At 68.8% G+C, this 17,605-nt stretch carries 15 protein-coding genes; 8 read left to right on the top strand and 7 right to left on the bottom strand.

All coding sequences use genetic code 11. The features are described from left to right. The first annotated feature begins 1 nt into the window (after position 1). Entirely contained in the window at positions 2-673 is a 672-nt protein-coding gene (locus tag BW41_RS06490) for a TPM domain-containing protein (RefSeq protein ID WP_037532688.1), read from the top strand. Further along, positions 670-1,200 (top strand): NUDIX hydrolase, encoded by a 531-nt coding sequence (locus tag BW41_RS06485; protein ID WP_037532686.1) that lies wholly within the window; start codon positions 670-672, stop codon positions 1,198-1,200. Before BW41_RS06490 ends, BW41_RS06485 begins: the two co-directional genes overlap by 4 nt. Positions 1,201-1,574: 374 nt before the next feature. On the opposite strand, the gene BW41_RS06480 is transcribed toward BW41_RS06485, so the two are convergent. Next, entirely contained in the window at positions 1,575-1,856 is a 282-nt protein-coding gene (locus BW41_RS06480; RefSeq protein WP_037532684.1) for an ETC complex I subunit, read from the bottom strand. 9 nt (positions 1,857-1,865) lie between these two features. Then, entirely contained in the window at positions 1,866-4,304 is a 2,439-nt protein-coding gene (gene hrpB, locus BW41_RS06475) for an ATP-dependent helicase HrpB (protein WP_037532682.1), read from the bottom strand. Between the two features lie 85 nt (positions 4,305-4,389). Here hrpB and BW41_RS06470 point away from each other — a divergent pair, with 85 nt between their 5' ends. Both BW41_RS06470 and BW41_RS06465 read left to right on the top strand, forming a co-directional pair. Next, entirely contained in the window at positions 4,390-4,710 is a 321-nt protein-coding gene (locus BW41_RS06470; RefSeq protein ID WP_037532680.1) for a hypothetical protein, read from the top strand. Between the two features lie 91 nt (positions 4,711-4,801). Beyond that, on the top strand, positions 4,802-5,752 hold the full coding sequence (locus BW41_RS06465) for a cation diffusion facilitator family transporter (protein ID WP_037532678.1): 951 nt from the start codon (positions 4,802-4,804) through the stop codon (positions 5,750-5,752). A gap of 185 nt (positions 5,753-5,937) precedes the next feature. On the opposite strand, the gene BW41_RS06460 is transcribed toward BW41_RS06465, so the two are convergent. Continuing rightward, the gene (locus BW41_RS06460; RefSeq protein ID WP_037532676.1) at positions 5,938-6,948 is read right to left on the bottom strand and encodes a polyprenyl synthetase family protein; all 1,011 of its coding nucleotides are present in this window, start codon (positions 6,946-6,948) and stop codon (positions 5,938-5,940) included. Between the two features lie 99 nt (positions 6,949-7,047). Here BW41_RS06460 and BW41_RS06455 point away from each other — a divergent pair, with 99 nt between their 5' ends. Together BW41_RS06455 and tmk are read left to right on the top strand one after the other, a co-directional pair. Then, on the top strand, positions 7,048-7,326 hold the full coding sequence (locus tag BW41_RS06455) for a chorismate mutase (RefSeq protein WP_037532673.1): 279 nt from the start codon (positions 7,048-7,050) through the stop codon (positions 7,324-7,326). 98 nt (positions 7,327-7,424) lie between these two features. Next, positions 7,425-8,069 (top strand): dTMP kinase, encoded by a 645-nt coding sequence (tmk, locus tag BW41_RS06450; protein WP_037532670.1) that lies wholly within the window; start codon positions 7,425-7,427, stop codon positions 8,067-8,069. Here tmk and BW41_RS06445 read toward each other — a convergent pair. From BW41_RS06445 to BW41_RS06430, 4 genes are all read right to left on the bottom strand, one after another. Continuing rightward, positions 8,066-8,842 (bottom strand): enoyl-CoA hydratase, encoded by a 777-nt coding sequence (locus tag BW41_RS06445; protein ID WP_037533202.1) that lies wholly within the window; start codon positions 8,840-8,842, stop codon positions 8,066-8,068. The genes tmk and BW41_RS06445 overlap by 4 nt on opposite strands. Positions 8,843-8,902: 60 nt before the next feature. After that, positions 8,903-10,396 (bottom strand): alginate export family protein, encoded by a 1,494-nt coding sequence (locus BW41_RS06440; protein ID WP_037532668.1) that lies wholly within the window; start codon positions 10,394-10,396, stop codon positions 8,903-8,905. A 9-nt stretch (positions 10,397-10,405) separates the two neighbouring features. After that, complete coding sequence (locus tag BW41_RS06435; RefSeq protein ID WP_037532666.1) at positions 10,406-11,755, bottom strand: dicarboxylate/amino acid:cation symporter; 1,350 nt, start codon at positions 11,753-11,755, stop codon at positions 10,406-10,408. 215 nt (positions 11,756-11,970) lie between these two features. After that, a complete protein-coding gene (locus BW41_RS06430; RefSeq protein WP_037532665.1) occupies positions 11,971-12,468 on the bottom strand; it encodes a methylated-DNA--[protein]-cysteine S-methyltransferase in 498 nt (165 codons plus the stop codon). Between the two features lie 373 nt (positions 12,469-12,841). Between BW41_RS06430 and BW41_RS06425 the strand changes: the two genes are divergently transcribed. Both BW41_RS06425 and BW41_RS06420 read left to right on the top strand, forming a co-directional pair. Continuing rightward, entirely contained in the window at positions 12,842-14,479 is a 1,638-nt protein-coding gene (locus tag BW41_RS06425) for a DUF5597 domain-containing protein (RefSeq protein ID WP_235199663.1), read from the top strand. A gap of 133 nt (positions 14,480-14,612) precedes the next feature. After that, positions 14,613-17,471, top strand: coding sequence for a TIM-barrel domain-containing protein (locus BW41_RS06420; protein WP_037532663.1), 2,859 nt, complete (start codon positions 14,613-14,615; stop codon positions 17,469-17,471). Positions 17,472-17,605 lie beyond the last annotated feature (134 nt).

Here is a 17,605-nt window from a genome sequence, read left to right as displayed (position 1 = left end):
GATGGAACTGACCGACGATGATCGCGCGCGCGTCGCCGCCGCCGTAGCGCTGGCCGAGCGCAGCACCGCCGGCGAGATCGTCACGATCGTCGCGCGACGCAGCGACAAATATCATGACGTCGCCCTGCACTGGGCGGTGCTCGCCATGCTGCTCGTGCTGGCGCTGCTCGCGCTGGTCCCGACCGCGGCGGTGTGGCTGCACGGGCTGGTTGCCGACCCGTGGGAGGGCGCGCCGAGCGCGGGGAGCCTGTTCACCGTCGCGCTGGTGCTGCTCGCCGTCACCTTCCTCGTCGTGCGGCTGGCGCTCGCCTGGATGCCGCTGCGGCTGGCGCTGACGCCGGGCAGCACCGCCGCCCGCCGCGTGCACGAGCGTGCCCGGATGCTGTTCCGCACCGCCGCCGAGGCCCGCACGCTCGAGGCGACGGGCGTGCTCGTCTACCTCTCGCTCGACGAACATCGCGCAGAGATCATCGCCGATCATTCCATTCACAAGCGCGTCGCGCCCGACATCTGGGGCGCGGCGATGGCGGCACTGATCGCGGCGACCCGTGACGGCCGCCCCGGCGACGGCATGGCCGAGGCGGTGCGCCAGATCGGCCTCGTCCTCGCCGAGCAATTCCCGCCGCGTTCCGACGACACCAACGAACTGCCGGATCGATTGATCGAGCTATGACCACCGATTCCACCGTCTGGACGGGCAAATATCTCTCGGTCAAAAAGGCCGGGACCTGGGAATATGCCGAGCGCGTCGGCGCGATCGCCGCGGCGGTGATCGTCGCGATCGACGGCGACGGACAAGTGCTGCTCGTCGAACAGCATCGCGTGCCGCTCGGGCGGACTTGCCTCGAACTGCCCGCCGGACTGGTCGGCGACGAGAGCGCGGGCGAAAGCGTCGCCGACGCGGCCCGGCGCGAGCTCGAGGAGGAGACCGGCTATCACGCCGCCGTCGTCGAGGAACGCGGTGAATTCTACTCGTCGCCGGGGATGACGTCGGAAAGCTTCACCTTGGTGCTGGCGACCGGACTGACCCGCACCGGTGACGGCGGCGGCGATGCGCAGGAGAATATCACCGTTCACCGGGTCGCGCCGGAATCGGTGGCGGGTTTCGTCGCGGCGAGACGGCGCGAGGGCGTCGCGATCGACGCGAAGATGCTGCTGCTGCTCGGCAGCGGGCTGATGGATGAGGTGATCGGGCGGTAGCGCGGGGATGGCGCGCATGGCGCCAGTCTTCATGAATACGGCCGAAAGCGGGAACTCTGCCTAGGTCGTTCTGGCAAGCAACCCGAGATACCCATGCCGGCGAGACCTTTGCGAAGTCTCGGAGTTGGCCGGAGACGCGTCGTCATCCCGGACGCGTTCCGAGGTCCACCGTGCCGCGAAATATCCGGCCTACGCTCGTGCGGGACTGCGGATGCCGGACCACGTCCGGCAGGACGGCGAAGGTTTGCAGAGGTTCCGCAAGAGCGGGGATCACCGGGCAGGCAGAGCAACGGCTCTTTGTTCCTGGAACCCTGGACTCCTGCCTGCGCAGAAGTACGGGAGCGGCCGTTATCCGCCGGCTTGCGCGCCCAACCTTACCGGAAATTGTCCGCGTAGGCCTGCAGCTTCAGCTTGCGCTCCGGCGCCGGGATCAGCTCGTAGTCGAAGCCCTGCGCCTCGCAATAGGCGATCGCCGCCTCCTGCGTCGGGAAGCTCAGCCGTACCTGCTCGCGCGTGTCGCCGCTGCCGGCCCAGCCGGTGAGCGGATCGGGACGCTTGGGTTCGGCGGGCTCGAATTCGAGGCTCCACGTCATCGTCCGGGCTTTGCCGGACTGCATCGCATTCTTGGGGCGCTGGAAGATACGGGCGGTAGGCATGGCGGTTCCTTAGCGTGTCCCGAGGCTGCGTGCATCCGCCTTTTTGGTGCGCAGCGTCGCCGCCGCCGCGGCGGGATCGTCGGGCCAGGGATGTTTGGGGTAGCGACCGCGCATCTCCTTGGCGACGGCGTTCCAGCTGCCCGCCCAGAAGCCGGGCAGATCGCGCGTCGTCTGGATCGGCCGGCCGGCGGGCGAGGTCAGGCTGAGCACCAGCGGCACGCGCTGCGACCCGATGCTCGGATGCTCGGCCAGACCGAACAGCGCCTGGACGCGCAGCTCGACCTTCGGCCCGCCCTCGGCCGCATAGTCGATGGCGTGCGTGCTGCCCGCCGGGCTGGTGAAATCGGCGGGGGCAAGCCGGTCGACCTGCCGCATCCCGTCCCAGCCGATCAGCGCGCGCAGCGCATCGGTCAGCGCGCCGCCCGGGATCGCGTCAAGCCGCCGGCGCCCGGCGAGCAGCGGCGGCAGCCATTCGTCGAGCCGCTCGACGAGCAACGCGTCGATGTCGATGCCGGCATAACGCGCGCGCGCCTTGAGCGCCTCGCCGCCCTCGCGCCACGGCAGCAGGTCGAGCCCATGCGTCCGCACCCCGTCGAGCAGCGCATCGGCGATCGCGGCGGGATCGGCCTGCGAATCGGCTCCGGACGACAGTCGCAGCGCGCCGAGCCGTCGCTCGCGCAGCGTCGTCACGCCGCCGGTCGCGGGATCGAAGTCGACGGTGCGCCGCGTCTCGATCCGCGCGCCGAACAAGCGCTCGATCGTCGCCAGCGTGATCGGCGCCGCCGCGAGGATGCGCGCGCCCGAGGCGGCGCCCTGCGTCTCCGCCACCGCCAGCCATGCGTGTCGCGCCAGCGCGCTGGTCGGATCGAGGCGGAAGCCGCGCCCGCCGGCCGACGCCCAATGTTCGCCGCTCGCGTCGCGGGCGCGGGCAATCCGGTCGGGGAAGGCCAGCGCGATCGGCACCTCGATCGCCTCGTCGCTGCCCTCGCCCCCGCCGACCAGCTTCGCCCAGCGCGTGGCGAGCTGGCGCGCCGCCTGCGCCTTGGTGCCGCGCTCGCCCCGCCAGCGGCGCAGTCGCGATTCGAGATCGGCGTCGCTGCCGCCAAGTCCGCGCTCGCTGAGCAGCACCGCGACCTCGGCGGCAATCCGCCCCTGCCCCATGTCACCGGCGCGCAGCAGCATATGCGCGAGCCGTGGCGGCATCGGCAGCGTGGCGATGCGGCGGCCATGTGCGGTCGGGCGGCCATCGGCGTCGATCGCCTCCAGCGCGGTGAGCCGCTCGCGCGCCTCCGCCACCGCAGCGGCGGGCGGCGGATCGAGGAAGGCGAGATCGCGCGGATCATTGACGCCCCACAAGGCCGCGGCGAGCACCAGCCCCGACAGATCGGCCTCCAGGATCTCCGGCGGATCGAAGCGCGGCAGGCCGCCCGTCCCCGCCTCTTCCCACAGACGATAGGCGACGCCGGGGCCGAGCCGCGCGGCGCGACCGGCACGCTGCGTCACCGCCGCCTGACTGGCACGCTCGGTGACGAGCCGGGTCATCCCCGCCGCGCGGTCGTAACGCGGCCGGCGGGCCAGCCCCGAATCGACGACGATGCGAATCCCGTCAAGCGTCAGGCTGGTCTCGGCGATCGAGGTGGCGAGCACCAGCTTGCGCCGGCCGTCGGGTTCGGGCCGGATCGCGGCCCGCTGCGCGGCGGGATCGAGGCTGCCATGCAACTGATGCAGGACGATGGCGTCGGGCAGGTCGGCGAGTCGCTCGGCGGTGCGCTCGATCTCGGCGACGCCGGGCAGGAAGGCGAGCAGCCCGCCCTCCGCCTCGGCGAGCGCGCGGCGGATCGCCGAGGCCATCACGTCCTCGATCCGTGCGTCGCCGCTGCGGCCGAGATGGCGGAGGGCGAGCGGATGGCTGCGCCCTTCGCTCTCGATCACCGGCGCATCGCCGAGCAACGCCGCGAAGCGGGCGCCGTCGAGCGTCGCCGACATGGCGACGATGCGCAGATCGGGGCGCAGCGCCGCCTGCGCATCGAGCGCGAGCGCGAGGCCGAAGTCGCCGTCGAGGCTGCGCTCGTGCACCTCGTCGAACAGCACCGCGGCGACGCCGGCGAGTTCGGGATCGGCCTGGATGCGCGCGACGAAGATGCCCTCGGTCACCACGGTCACCCGCGTCGCCGTCGAGCGACGGCTGTCCATCCGCGTCGCATAGCCATAGGTGCCGCCGACCGCCTCTCCGCCAAGCGCCGCCATCCGCTCCGCCGCGGCACGCGCGGCGAGCCGGCGCGGCGACAGCAGCAGGATCTCGCCGTCGCACCACGGCTCGGCGAGCAGCGCGGGCGCCACCGCCGTCGTCTTGCCCGCGCCGGGCGGCGCGACCAGCACGGCGTTGGCGCCGGCCCGCAGCGCGGCAAGCAGATCGGGCAGGACGGCGAGGATCGGCAGGTCGGTCACGATCGCGCCGCCATGGCATGGATCGCCCCGCGACGCGACATCCGCCGTCTGCTACGGCCGGGACGCAAGCATGAAGGAGACGGTTATGGGTCTGTTGGACGGCATCCTCGGCCAGGTGGCCGGCAATCCGGAAATCGCCAATCTCGCCGAACGCATCGGCCTGTCGCCCGAACAGGTGACGGCGGCGATCGCGGCGCTCGGCGCGGCGCATACCCAGCCCGGCGACACCGTCGCGGGCGCGGCGGACTCGACCGGTCTATCGCCGGACGTCCTGCAGCAGATCCTGGCGCATCTCGGCGGCGAAGGCGCGCTCGGTCGCCTCGGCGCGTTGCTCGGCGGGGCAGAAGGCGCCGATGGCTCGGGCGGCCTCGGCAGCATGCTCGGCGGGCTGTTCGGCAAGGCCTGATCCCGGCGTCACGCCGGAATGGCGATCGCGCGCGTCCTAGTATCTCCTGCCCGCGCGATGGTAAGCAGCCGCGGGCAGCGAGGCACGATCATTGAGCGGACATGCGCACGACCATTCGCACGGTCATCATCACGGACACGACCATAAGGGCCATAGCCACGGGCATGGCCACGGCCACAGCCACGCGCCGGCATCGTTCGACCGCGCCTTCGCGATCGGCATCGCGCTCAACATCGCCTATGTCGTCGCCGAAAGCGGCGCGGGCCTGTGGACCGGATCGGTCGCGCTGCTCGCCGATGCCGGGCACAATCTGTCCGACGTGCTCGGCCTCGCCGTCGCCTGGGGCGGCGCGGCGCTGGCGCGGAGCGCGCCGACCAAGCGCTTCACCTACGGGCTGAAGGGATCGACGATCCTCGCCGCGCTCGCCAATGCGGTGTTCCTGCTCGTCGCGCTCGGCGCGATCGTCACCGAGGCGGTGCAGCGGCTCGGCAATCCGCCGGCGGTGACCGGGCTCACCGTCTCGCTGGTCGCGGGAATCGGCATTGCGATCAACGCCTTCACCGCGTGGCTGTTCGCGCGCGGGCGCAAGGGCGATATCAATATCCGCGGCGCCTATCTGCATATGCTGAGCGATGCCCTGGTCTCGGCAGGCGTGGTCGTGGCCGGCATCGCGATCTGGGCGACGGGGTTCGGCTGGATCGATCCGCTGGTCAGCCTCGTCATCGCCGCGCTGATCTTCTGGCAGACCTGGGGCCTGTTGCGCGAGACGGTCGAGATGTCGCTCGCCGCGGTGCCGCGCGCGATCGACTATGACGCGGTGACCGAGGCGCTGGAGGCGCTGCCCGGCGTGGCGCGGGTGCACGATCTGCACATTTGGCCGATGTCGACCACCGAACCGGTGCTGACCGCGCATCTGGTGATGCCGGAGGGGCATCCGGGCGACGGCTTCCTCGTCGCGGCGCGCACGATGCTGCGGGAGCGATTCGCGATCGGGCATGCGACGTTGCAGGTGGAGATGGGCGGCGAGTGCGCGGCGTGCTGAGGGGGTGACAGTCGCCTCCGACGTCATAATCCCCGCGCCGGCGAAACCTCTGCAAAAATCTTTGCGCCGCCCTTACCCCGGACCTGTTCCGGGCCACTATACCGCAAAACGAACGGCTTATGCTCCTGCGGAGCCGTGGATGCCGGAGCAAGTCCGGCGTGACGGAAGGGAGAGCGCCCCTCCCTTCAATAGGCCCGCGCCACCGCGAATTCGACCGCTTCGATCATCGCGTCCTTCGCCTTGCTGTTGGCGAAGCTGCCGATCGCGTCGATCGCGCGCTGGCCGTAGTGGCGGGCACGCGCCAGCGTATCGTCGACCGAGCGGGTGCGGCGGACCAGATCGATCGCCCGCGCGAAATCCTCGTCCGACTGGCGCCGGCCCTCGATCGCGTCCTTCCAGAACTTGCGGTCGTCGGCATCGCCGCGGGCATAAGCGAGGATCACCGGCAGCGTCATCTTGCCTTCGCGGAAGTCGTCGCCGGCGTCCTTGCCCATCGTTCCGGCGTCCGACACGTAATCGATCGCGTCGTCGACGAGCTGGAAGGCGATGCCGAGATTGCGGCCGTAGGCGTCGAGCGCCAGTTCCTCGCCTTCGGGTCGTTCGGCGACCACCGCGGCGATGCGGCAGGCCGCGGCGAACAGGGCCGCGGTCTTGGCGTTGATGATGTCGAGATAGCGATCCTCGCCCAGGTCGACGCGCCGCGCCGCGGTGAGCTGGTTGACCTCGCCCTCGGCGATCACCGCGCTGGCGTTCGACAGGATCTTCAGGACCTTGAGGCTGCCGTCCTCGACCATCAGCTCGAAGCTGCGGCTGAACAGGAAGTCGCCGACCAGCACGCTCGCCGGATTGCCCCAGATGATGTTGGCGGTACGCTTGCCACGGCGCAGGTCGGAGCCGTCGACCACGTCGTCGTGCAACAACGTCGCGGTGTGGATGAATTCGACCGAGGCGGCGAGCCGGTGGTGGCGCGTGCCGGTATAACCGATCAGCCGCGCGCTGCTCAGCGTCAGCATCGGTCGCATCCGCTTGCCGCCGCCGGCGATCAGATGGCCGGCAAGTTCCGGTATCAGCGGAATTTGCGACTGCATGCGATCGAGGATCACCGTGTTGACGGCGTTCATGTCCCCGGCGACGAGCTGGAGCAGGGGCTCGAGCGACGGCGTGCGGTTGTCGAGGCGGTGGATGGTGGCGGTCATCTCGCCCCGCGCTCTGCCGGGTGCGCGAGGCGAACGCAAGCCTTGCTCGCAGACGCAACACATACCATGGAGGCGACGGGCCGACCGGAGGAGCCAGGCGTGAGCGACGACGTGTTGCAGGGGTATCGCAAGAGCATCGACAATATCGACGCGGCGCTCGTCCATCTGCTCGCCGAGCGGTTCAAGGTGACGCAGGCGGTCGGCCGCCACAAGGCGACGAGCGGCCTGCCCGCCGCCGATCCCGGCCGTGAGGAGCGGCAGATCGCCCGGCTGCGCCGGCTCGCCGAAGAGGCGGAGCTCGACCCTGAGTTCAGCGAGAAGTTCCTGCGCTTCATCATCGACGAGGTGATCCGCCACCACCAGCAACTGGCCGGCTGAGCGCACCACGATCCCGTGCCAGCCCTGTCCAATCCTCTCCGCCCCTTGCCGGGCCGCGCCCCCTGCCCCCGCCCCGGTCCCGCCGGGAGCCGCGGCTGATGGCGGGCGTGTTCATCGCGGTCGAAGGCGTCGACGGGTCCGGCAAGACCGGCGTCGTCCGCCGGCTCGTCGCCGGATTGCAGGCGCGCGGCCATGACGTGGTCGGCACGCGCGAACCGGGCGGCACGCCGCAGGGGGAGGCGCTGCGCAGCCTGCTGCTCGCCGGCGAGGACGCGACCTGGGACCCGCGCGCGGAGCTGCTGCTGATGACCGCGGCGCGCGTCCAGCATGTCGCGCGCGTCGTGCTGCCCGCGGTCAGCGCCGGACGCGTCGTTGTCTCGGATCGCTACGTCGGCTCGACGCTCGCCTATCAGGGCGCGGGGCGCGGCATGTCGGAGGCGCTGATCCGCGACCTTCATGCCGCGGTCACCGACGATCTCTGGCCCGACCTGACGCTGGTGCTCGACGTCGATCCGACGATCGGCCTGACGCGCAGCCGCAAGCGCCTGAGCGACGGGGCGATCGACGAAGGGCGGTTCGAGAGCCTCGACCTCGCCTTCCATCAGCGCATCCGCGAGGCGTTCCTTACCCAGGCGAACGCCGCGCCCGATCGCCATGCGGTGATCGACGCGAGCGGCGCGCCCGGCGCGGTCCAGGCGCAGGCGCTCGCCGCCGCCGAACGCTTTCTCGCGCGCGCCGGCTAGCGGCCGGTCCAGGCACCCGGACGCTTCTCGACGAAGGCGGCCATGCCTTCCTGCTTGTCGGCGGTGGCGAACAGGGCGTGGAACAGCCGCCGTTCGAACTGGACGCCCTGCGCCAGCGTCGTCTCGAACGCGGCGTTGACCATCTCCTTGTTGGCGAGCACCGCGAGCGGCGCCATCGCCGCGATCGTCGCGGCGGTCTTCACCGCCTCCTCGACCAGATCGGCGGCGGGAACGATGCGGCTGACCAGCCCGGCGCGCTCCGCCTCGGCGGCGTCCATCATCCGGCCGGTCAGGCACATCTCCATCGCCTTGGCCTTGCCGACTGCGCGCGCCAGCCGTTGCGACCCACCCATGCCGGGGCTGACCGCGAGCTTGATCTCGGGCTGGCCGAATTTGGCGGTCTCCGCGGCGAGGATGAAATCGCACATCATCGCCAGCTCGCAGCCGCCGCCGAGCGCATAGCCGGCGACCGCGGCGATGATCGGCTTGCGCGTCGCGGTGAGCCGTTCGTAGCCCGAAAAGTGGTTGCGGCCATAGACGGCGGCGAAGTCGAGCGGCTGCATCTCCTTGATGTCCGCCCCCGCGGCAAAGGCCTTGGCGCTGCCGGTGAGCACCGCGCAGCCCTGCCCGTCGTCGGCGTCGAAGTCGGCGAGCGCGGCGAGCAGATCGTCCAGTACCCGTGCGTTAAGCGCATTGAGCGCCTCCGGCCGGTTGAGCGTGATCAGCGTGACGCGCTCGCGCCGTTCGACGAGGATGGTGGCATAGTCGGACATCGGGCTCTCCTTTTGCCGCGCGTCTTGGCGCGTGACCGCGGCAACGTCCATCCCGAACGGTCAGAAGCGGAAGCTGAGCCAGCCGGCCATGAAGTCGGAGCTCTTGAACCCGGCCTTGCTCAGCGACGGGCCGGCGGCGAGATGCTCGTAGCGGCCGGTGAATGACAGCCGCGGGCTGATCGCCCAGATCGCCTGCAGGCGCATGACGTCGCCGATCTTGGCATCGCCGATGCGCTGCGTCCCCGCGAACGGCTGGCCGTTGGCGCGATAGACCGCGTCGGTGACGCTGTCGCGCCAGGCGAGCTGATATTCGGCGGTGACGCGCACCCGTTTGAGCGGCGAGACGGTGACGTTCGGCGCGACCGCGATCAGGTTCGATGCGGTGAGGAACAGGCCGTAACTGTAATAGATGTTGTTGCCGAAGGGCGCATAGGCGTCGCGCAGCTTGCCGTTGCCATAGCCGCCACCGCCGCTCGCATAATCGAAGTGGATGCCGATGCGCGGCGCGGTCGCCGGCTTGCCGAGGCGATAGGTCTGCGCGAGGAAGACCTGCCAGGCGTCGATATCCTGATCGATATAGCGGCCGGACTGGTGGTTGACCGTCCAGTCGATCGTCAACGGCCCGGCATCGCCATAAAGACGCGTCCCGGCGTAATAACGCGTCGCCGGCCCGATCCGCCCGCCCCACGCGCCGACGCTGTTGCGCCGCCGCCAGAAGAACGGATCGACATAGAGTTTCGAGCCGCCGAACCAGTGCGTCGGCGCGGCAAAGCCGAAGGTCACGCCGGAGAAGCGCCGGGCGGGATCGCTGATGTCGTCCTCGGCACCGAGATCGCCATATTGCGTCGGCTTGAGGTCGAACAGGTCGACGCGCACGCGGCGGCCGCGGGCCCAGGCACGGATGCCGTTGAGCGTGTAGCGGATGGTATTGTTGTCGCGCTGCGAGACGAGCAGATTGGCGCCGTCGGTGAATTCCTGCCGGCCGTAGCGCGCGCCGATCGCGACGCCGGAAACCTCGGCATCCCCCTCGACGAACGCCTGCTGGACGACGAGGTCGTTGCGCAACGTCGCGGCGGGCACGCCGAGTTCGACGCCGGAGATGCCGCCATGTGCGATCTCGGCAAAGGCGCGGAAATGCGGACCGACGTGGAGATCGGCACCTCCCACCAGCCGGTTGATGTCCTGCCGCTGCGCGCGCGAATCGCGCAGATTGGGGTTGGTGGTGTGGTTCACCCGCAGCCGCGCCTCGCCCGACAGCGTCAGATAGACGTCGCCATCGGCATCGATCGGCAGGAATTTGAGCCGGTCGAGGATATCATGGCGCTTGGCCGGATCGCGATAGCTGCTCCAATCCTCCGCCCAGCGCGACAGGTTGAAGCCGTTGGTGGTGGCGCCGTCGCCGGCCGCGGCCGAAGGGTAGCTGGTGACGGTCGGCGTCGCCGGATTGCGCGTCTGCCCCGCTTCGCTCGGCGGGACGTTCGTCTGGGCGATCGCGCCGGTCGCGAGGACGAGCGAGGCGGTGGCGCCGGCGAGGGCGCAGCTGCGGTAGATCATGATCGGTCCTTAGGCGGCGGGAACGGCGTCGGCGGGAAGCTGATCGACGCGCAACGCGCGGCCGTGCAGCGCGGCGTCGAGCTGGGCGTGGTCGAGCCGCCCCTCCCAGCGCGAGACGACCACCGTCGCCACCGCATTGCCGATGAAATTGGTCAGGCTGCGGCATTCGCTCATGAAGCGGTCGACGCCGAGGATCAGCGCCATGCCGGCGACCGGTACGCTCGGCACGATCGACAGGGTCGCGGCGAGCGTGATGAAGCCCGCCCCGGTCACCCCCGCCGCGCCCTTCGACGACAGCATCGCGACGCCGAGCAGCAGCAATTGCTGGCCGAGCGTCAGGTCGACGTTGCAGGCCTGCGCGATGAACAGCGCCGCCAAGGTCATGTAGATGTTGGTGCCGTCGAGGTTGAACGAATAGCCGGTCGGCACGACCAGCCCGACGATCGACTTGGGGCAGCCGGCGCGTTCCATCTTCTCGATCAACGCCGGCAGCGCGCTTTCCGACGAGGAGGTGCCGAGCACCAGCAGCAGCTCCGCCTTGAGGTAGGTGATCAGCCGCAGGATCGAAAAGCCGCACAGCCGGCTCATCGCCCCGAGCACCACCAGCACGAACAGCAGGGAGGTGAAGTAGAAGGTGCCGACCAGCAGCGCGAGATTGGCGAGCGTGCCGACGCCATATTTGCCGATGGTGAAGGCCATCGCGCCGAACGCCCCGATCGGCGCCGCCTTCATGACGATGCTGACCACCTTGAAGAAGGCGAGCGAGATATCCTCCAGCACGTGCAGCACCTTGGTGCCGCGATCACCGATCAGCGCCAGCGCGATGCCGAACAGGATCGAGACGAACAGCGTCTGGAGGATATTGCCCTCGGTCAGCGACGACAGGAAGGTGTCGGGGATGATGCCGGTGAGGAAGCCGGTGATCGTCGATTCATGCGCCTTCTCGGCGAATTCGGCGACCTTGCTCGTGTCGAGGCTGGCGGGATCGATATTGAGCCCCGCGCCGGGCCGGACGACATTGGCGACGATCAGGCCGACGATCAGCGCCAGCGTCGAGAAGAACAGGAAATAGAGGAACGCCTTGCCTGCGACGCGGCCGACCGCGCCGAGATCGCGCATCCCCGCGATGCCGGTGACGATGGTGAGGAAGATCACCGGCGCGATCACCATCTTGACCAGTTTGATGAAGGCATCGCCGATCGGCTTCATCGCCTCGCCGGTCTGCGGCGCGAAATGGCCGAGCAGCACGCCGGCGACGATCGCGATCAGCACCTGCAGGTACAGCTGCTTGTACCACGGCCTGGCGGCGGGCGGTGCGACGGGACCTCCGGACGGCGTCGCGGCGACGGTGATGCTCATGAGATGCCTTTCATCCTCTGTAACGGCGCGTACCGGCTCTTGCTGGCCGTGGAGCGTCGCAGGAGAATGCCGTGTCCCGCCCGCCGCAGGCAATGACCACCGCGAATGATTAAAATCATTGCATTACAGTGACTTAGTGATCACCGCGGCGACAGGTGGCGCGATGGTCGGGGAGCGTCGCGGCGAATGTGTGCCGAAAGTTGCACAGCGCTGCGTTACAGCGGCAACTCGCCCGCCCGGCGCTCCAGCGCGAGCAGCGTCGCCTTCGCCTTCAGCCCGCCGGCGAAGCCGGTAAGCTGGCCGGTGCTGCCGACGACGCGGTGGCAGGGTGCGATGATCGACAGCGGGTTGCGTCCGTTCGCGGCGCCGACCGCCCGTGATGCCGCGGGTCGTCCGATCGCGCGGGCCAGCGCGCCGTAACTGCGCGTCTCGCCATAAGGGATGGTCAGCAGCGCCGCCCACACCTCGCGCTGGAACGCCGTGCCGCGCCAGTCGAGCGGCAGGTCGAACGTCCTGCGGCCGCCATCGAAATAGCTGCGCAACTGCCCCGCCGTGGCGACGAGGATCGGGTGATCCGCTGCCGCCGTCGCCGGCTCGAGCGCGACCCTTCGCGGATCGTCATCGGGCCACAGCACCGCAACCAGCCCGACGTCGCTCGCGACCAGCGTCAGCGTGCCGACGGGCGATTCGAGCGAAGCGGTGGCGAGCGGCATGGCAGCGGTATAGCAGCAGCGGCGGCCGCGCGGGACTGGGGGATTGCAAGGCACGGTAGCGACAGAGCAGCGATCGCGGCACCGGCATGATCGCGGCGGTGCGTTCTTCCTGCCACTTGGCCACATAAAATCACGAAGCAGCAATCGTCCGACATCTGTGCTGGTCCGAGCAACTCGCGCGAGCCGTCGCGACAAACGGCAGCAACACCGCGACCGCAGTCATAAACACGGCATATCAACGCCTTCCGATCCCCTGCCCGCGCATCTACGACCATGACCTTATGTCTTACTTATCGACATTCCGGCCGCGCTTTGGTAGCGCCACCATAACAGACGGACGCCGCGGCGGCCGACGCGAACCGGGAGGATGACGATGATGGGCAGGACTGCGCGGTGGCTCGCTGCGCCTTTGCTGGCGACGATGCTGGCTGGACAACCGGTCGCGGCGCAGACCGCCGCGCCGCTGCCCAAGATCATCGCGCGCGATGGCCGCCACGCGCTGCTCGTCGACGGCGCACCCTTCCTGATGCTCGGCATCCAGGCGAACAACAGCAGCAATTACGCCGGCATGCTGCCCAAGGTCTGGCCGATGGTCGAGCGGATCCACGCCAATACGCTCGAAATCCCGGTCGCCTGGGAACAGGTCGAGCCGGTCGAGGGGCAGTTCGACTTCTCCTATGTCGACGCCCTGCTCGCCGGCGCGCGGACGCATGACACGCGGCTGGTGCTGCTCTGGTTCGGCACCTGGAAGAACACCGGGCCGAGCTATACCCCCGCCTGGGTCAAGAGCGATCCCAGGCGCTTCCCGCGGATGCGCAAGGCGGACGGCTCGACCCACCCGACCTTCACCCCGCATGCGCGCACCACGCTGGAGGCGGACAAGCGCGCTTTCGTGGCGCTGATGCAGCATCTCAAGGCGAACGATCCCGACCACCGCGTCATCATGGTGCAGGTCGAGAACGAGACCGGCGTCTATGGCCAGAACCGCGACCTGTCGCCCACGGCGCAGGCGCTGTTCCGCCAGCCGGTGCCGGCGGCCCTCGCCAAGACGACCGGCAAGCGCGGCGACTGGACGACGGTCTATGGCAAGCTCGCCGAGGCGGCGTTCAACGGCTGGTACGTCGCGCGCTATGTCGACGAGATCGCCGCGGCGGGACGCGCGGTGCTCGACCTGCCGATGTACGCCAATGCCGCGGTCGGCAGCCCGTTCGCGACGCCCGGCGAGGACGGCGGCGCGAGCGGCGGGCCGAACTGGACGATCATCGACGTGTGGAAGGCCGCCGCCCCGCATCTCGATGTCGTCGCGCCCGATCTCTACAATGCCGATCCCAAGACCTATGCCGCCTTCCTCAAGCTCTACGGCCGCCCCGACAATGCGCTGATGATCCCGGAGACGGGCAATGCCGTCGCCTATGCGCGCTATCTGTGGCCGGTGCTCGGCCATGGCGGCATCGGTTTCTCGCCGTTCGGCTTCGACGATACCGGCTATGTCAATTATCCGCTCGGCAGCAAGGTGATCGACGCGGCGACGGTCGCCGCCTTCGGCGACAAGTTCGCGCTGATGGCGCCGAACGCGCGCGGCTGGGCGAAGATGTCGCTGGCGCATCCGACCTGGGGCAGCGCCAAGCCCGCCGACGCGAGCGACGAGACCGGCACGATGGGCCGCTGGACGATCACCGCGCAATATGGCCAGTGGCAGTTCGGCGACCGCGATTCGCAATGGCTCAAGTCCGATCCCAATCCGACCCGCGACCAGCCGGTCGGCGGCGTCGCGGTGGCGCAGCTCGGGCCGGACCAGTTCCTGCTCGCCGGCTCCGACGTCCGCGTCAAATTCGACCGGGCGAGTGCGGTCAAGGGCGAGAACAGCCAGTATCTCAGCGTCGAGGAAGGCAGCCTCGATGCCGCCGGGACGTGGACGACCTTGCGCGTCTGGAACGGCGACCAGACGGATTACGGCCTCAACCTGACCAAGCCTACGCTGCTGCGCGTGACGCTCGGCACCTATCGCTAGCCTCCCCGATGTTCCGTCCGGGCCGAGCCTGTCGAAGCCCCGCCATCCACCGGCGACCCCGCGCCGGTGGCCCTGCCCTTCGACAGGCTCCAGGCGGACGGATTTCTCTTCCCTGCCGATCAGGATCAGACCGATGACCTTCCGTTTCCTCGCCCGCGCCGTCGCGGGTCTTGCCGTCTCCGTCTCCGGAGCGGCGCTCGCCGCCGAGGTGCAGCGCATCGACCAGGGCGTCGTCGTCACGCCCGACAGCGGTCCGGCCAAGCGCGTCCGCGTCGTCGCTTATGGCGATGACAGTTTCCGCGTCACCGCCGTTCCCGGCACCGACCTCGCGCTGCCCGACAGCCTGATGGTCGTCGCCAAGCCGCATGGCGCGCCGCAGATCAGCGAGAGCGCCGGCGCGGTGACGCTGCGCCTCGCCAAGGCGAGCGCCGAGATCCGCCTGTCCGACGGTCACCTCACCGTTCGCGACGCCGCGGGCAAGGTGCTGCTCGACGAGGCGCCCCGCGCCGCGTTCGGCACCAGCGTCGAGGGCAAAACTTATCTGGCGACGCAGCAGCAGTTCAACCGCGCCAGCGACGAAGGCTTCTACGGCCTCGGCCAGCATCAGAACCGGCAGATGAACTACAACGGCGAGGACGTCGAACTCGCCCAGCACAATATGGACATCGCCATCCCGTTCGTCGTCTCGACGCGCAATTACGGGCTGCTGTGGGACAATAATTCGATCACCCGCTTCGGTAATCCCAAGCCTTATGCCTTGGTCGGCGACGGGCTGAAGGTGGCGAGCAACGGCAAGCCGGGCTGGACCGCGCAATATTATCTCGGCGACCGGCTGGCGGCGACGCGGCAGGAAGCGACGATCAACTATCAATATATCAAGGATCAGGCGCGCTGGCCGGCCGAGGCCAAGGCGCAGACCGTCGCCTCCGCCGACAGCGGCCAGAATACCGCCGGCAAGGTGGTCGGCAAGCAGCGCGTCGTGTGGACCGGCACGGTCGATCCGACGATCACCGGCACGCACAAATTCCGCGTCTATGGCTCGAGCTATTTCAAGGTCTATGCCGACGGCAAACTGGTGCTCGACCGCTGGCGGCAGAACTGGAACCCCTGGTACCATAATATCGACCTGCCGATGACCGCCGGCAAGCCGGTGGCGATCCGCATCGAATGGGAGCCCAACGCCGGTTACATGGCGTTCTTCCACAATGATCCGCTGCCCCAGGCGGATCGTCATTCGCTGTGGCTGTCGTCGGAGGCGGGCAAGGCGGTCGACTATTATGTCGTCGCGGGCAAGGATATGGACGATGTCGTCGCCGGCTATCGCGGGCTGACCGGCAAGGCGCCGATGATGCCGCAATGGGCCTATGGCTTCTGGCAGAGCCGCCAGCGCTACGAGACGCAGGAGCAATTGGTCGGCGTCGTGCGCGAATATCGCAAGCGGCAGATCCCGCTCGACAATATCGTCGAGGATTGGTTCTACTGGCCGCAGGATCAATGGGGCAGCCACCAGTTCGACAAGACCCGCTTCCCCGACCCTAAGGGGATGGTCGACGAGGTGCACAAGCTCAACGCGCAGCTGATGATCTCGGTCTGGCCGAAATTCTATCCCAATACCGACAATGCCAAGGAACTCGCCGCCAAGGGCTTCCTGTATCAGGGCAACCTCAAGCTGAAGAACAAGGACTGGGTCGGGCCGGGTTATCTCAACACCGACTATGATCCCTATTACCCGGAGGCGCGCAAGATCTACTACCGCCAGGTGCGCGACAATCTCGTCAAGCTCGGCATCGACGCCTGGTGGATGGACGCGACCGAGCCCGACATCCATTCCAACCTGTCGATCGACGAGCGCAAATACGTCATGGGTCCCAATGCGCTCGGGCCGGGCGGCGCCTATTTCAACAGCTTCCCGCTGGTCCATGCCGCCGGCTTCGCCGAGGGGCTGCGCGAGACCAATCCGGATACGCGGCCGTTCATCCTCACCCGCTCGGGCTTCGCCGGCTTGCAGCGCGCCAGCGCGGCGCTCTGGTCTGGCGATGTCGCCGCACGATGGGACGATCTGCGCGACCAGATCTCGGCGGGCGTCAATCTGTCGATGTCGGGCGTGCCCAACTGGACGCACGACATCGGCGGCTTCGCGGTCGAGGATCGCTATACCAACGCCGAGCCGGCCGCACTGCCCGAATGGCGCGAGCTCAACCTGCGCTGGTTCCAGTTCGGCGCGTTGAGCCCGCTGTTCCGCAGCCATGGCGAGACGCCGAAGCGCGAAATCTACGAACTGAGCGCGAGCGATCCGGCGATGGCGGCATCGATGCTCTGGTACGACCAGCTCCGCTACCGGCTGATGCCCTATATCTACACGACCGCGGCGGATACGTTCTTCAAGGACGGCAGCATCATGCGCGGGCTGGTCATGGACTATGCCGCCGACCGCAAGGCGTGGAACGTCGACGACGAATATCTGTTCGGCCGCGATCTCCTCGTCGCGCCGGTGACCGCGTTCAAGGCGCGCTCGCGTGCGGTGTATCTGCCTGCCGGGGCCGACTGGTACGATTTCGCCACCGGCCAGCATTATGCCGGCGGTCAGGCGATCACCGCGGCGGCACCCTATGAACGGATGCCGCTGTTCGTTCGCGCCGGCGCGATCCTGCCGACCGGGCCGGCGGTGCAATATGCGCGCGAACAGCCGGGCGGGCCGATCGTCCTCCACGTCTTCACCGGCAAGGACGGCGCCTTCTCGCTGTACGAGGACGACGGTGTCTCGCAGGGCTATGCCAAGGGCAAGTACGCGCGCGTGCCGGTGGCGTGGAACGAGGCAAGCCGCACGCTGACGATCGGCGCGCGCACCGGGGACTATCCGGGCATGCCCGCGACCCGCGCGATGTCGGTACGCTTCCACACGCCGGGCAAGGCCGAGCCGGTCGACTTCACCGAGAATGGCACGACGCAGGTGACGTATAGCGGCAAGCCGATGACGATCCGGATGAAGTAAGTCGCCCTGCCCGCTCGGAGGCGAAGAGCGTTTCGCAGGTGATCTGAGCTCCCGCGTAGGCGGGAGCCCAGTGTCTTCCGCCACAAGCGGGCGCTCTGCTTGGCCACTGGATTCCCGCCTTCGCGGGAATACTT

The organism is Sphingomonas sp. RIT328 (assembly GCF_000632225.1).
GTDB lineage: Bacteria > Pseudomonadota > Alphaproteobacteria > Sphingomonadales > Sphingomonadaceae > Sphingomonas > Sphingomonas kyungheensis.
Note: the sequence above shows the minus strand (reverse complement) of the source record. Positions and strands in the feature narration are given on the sequence as shown.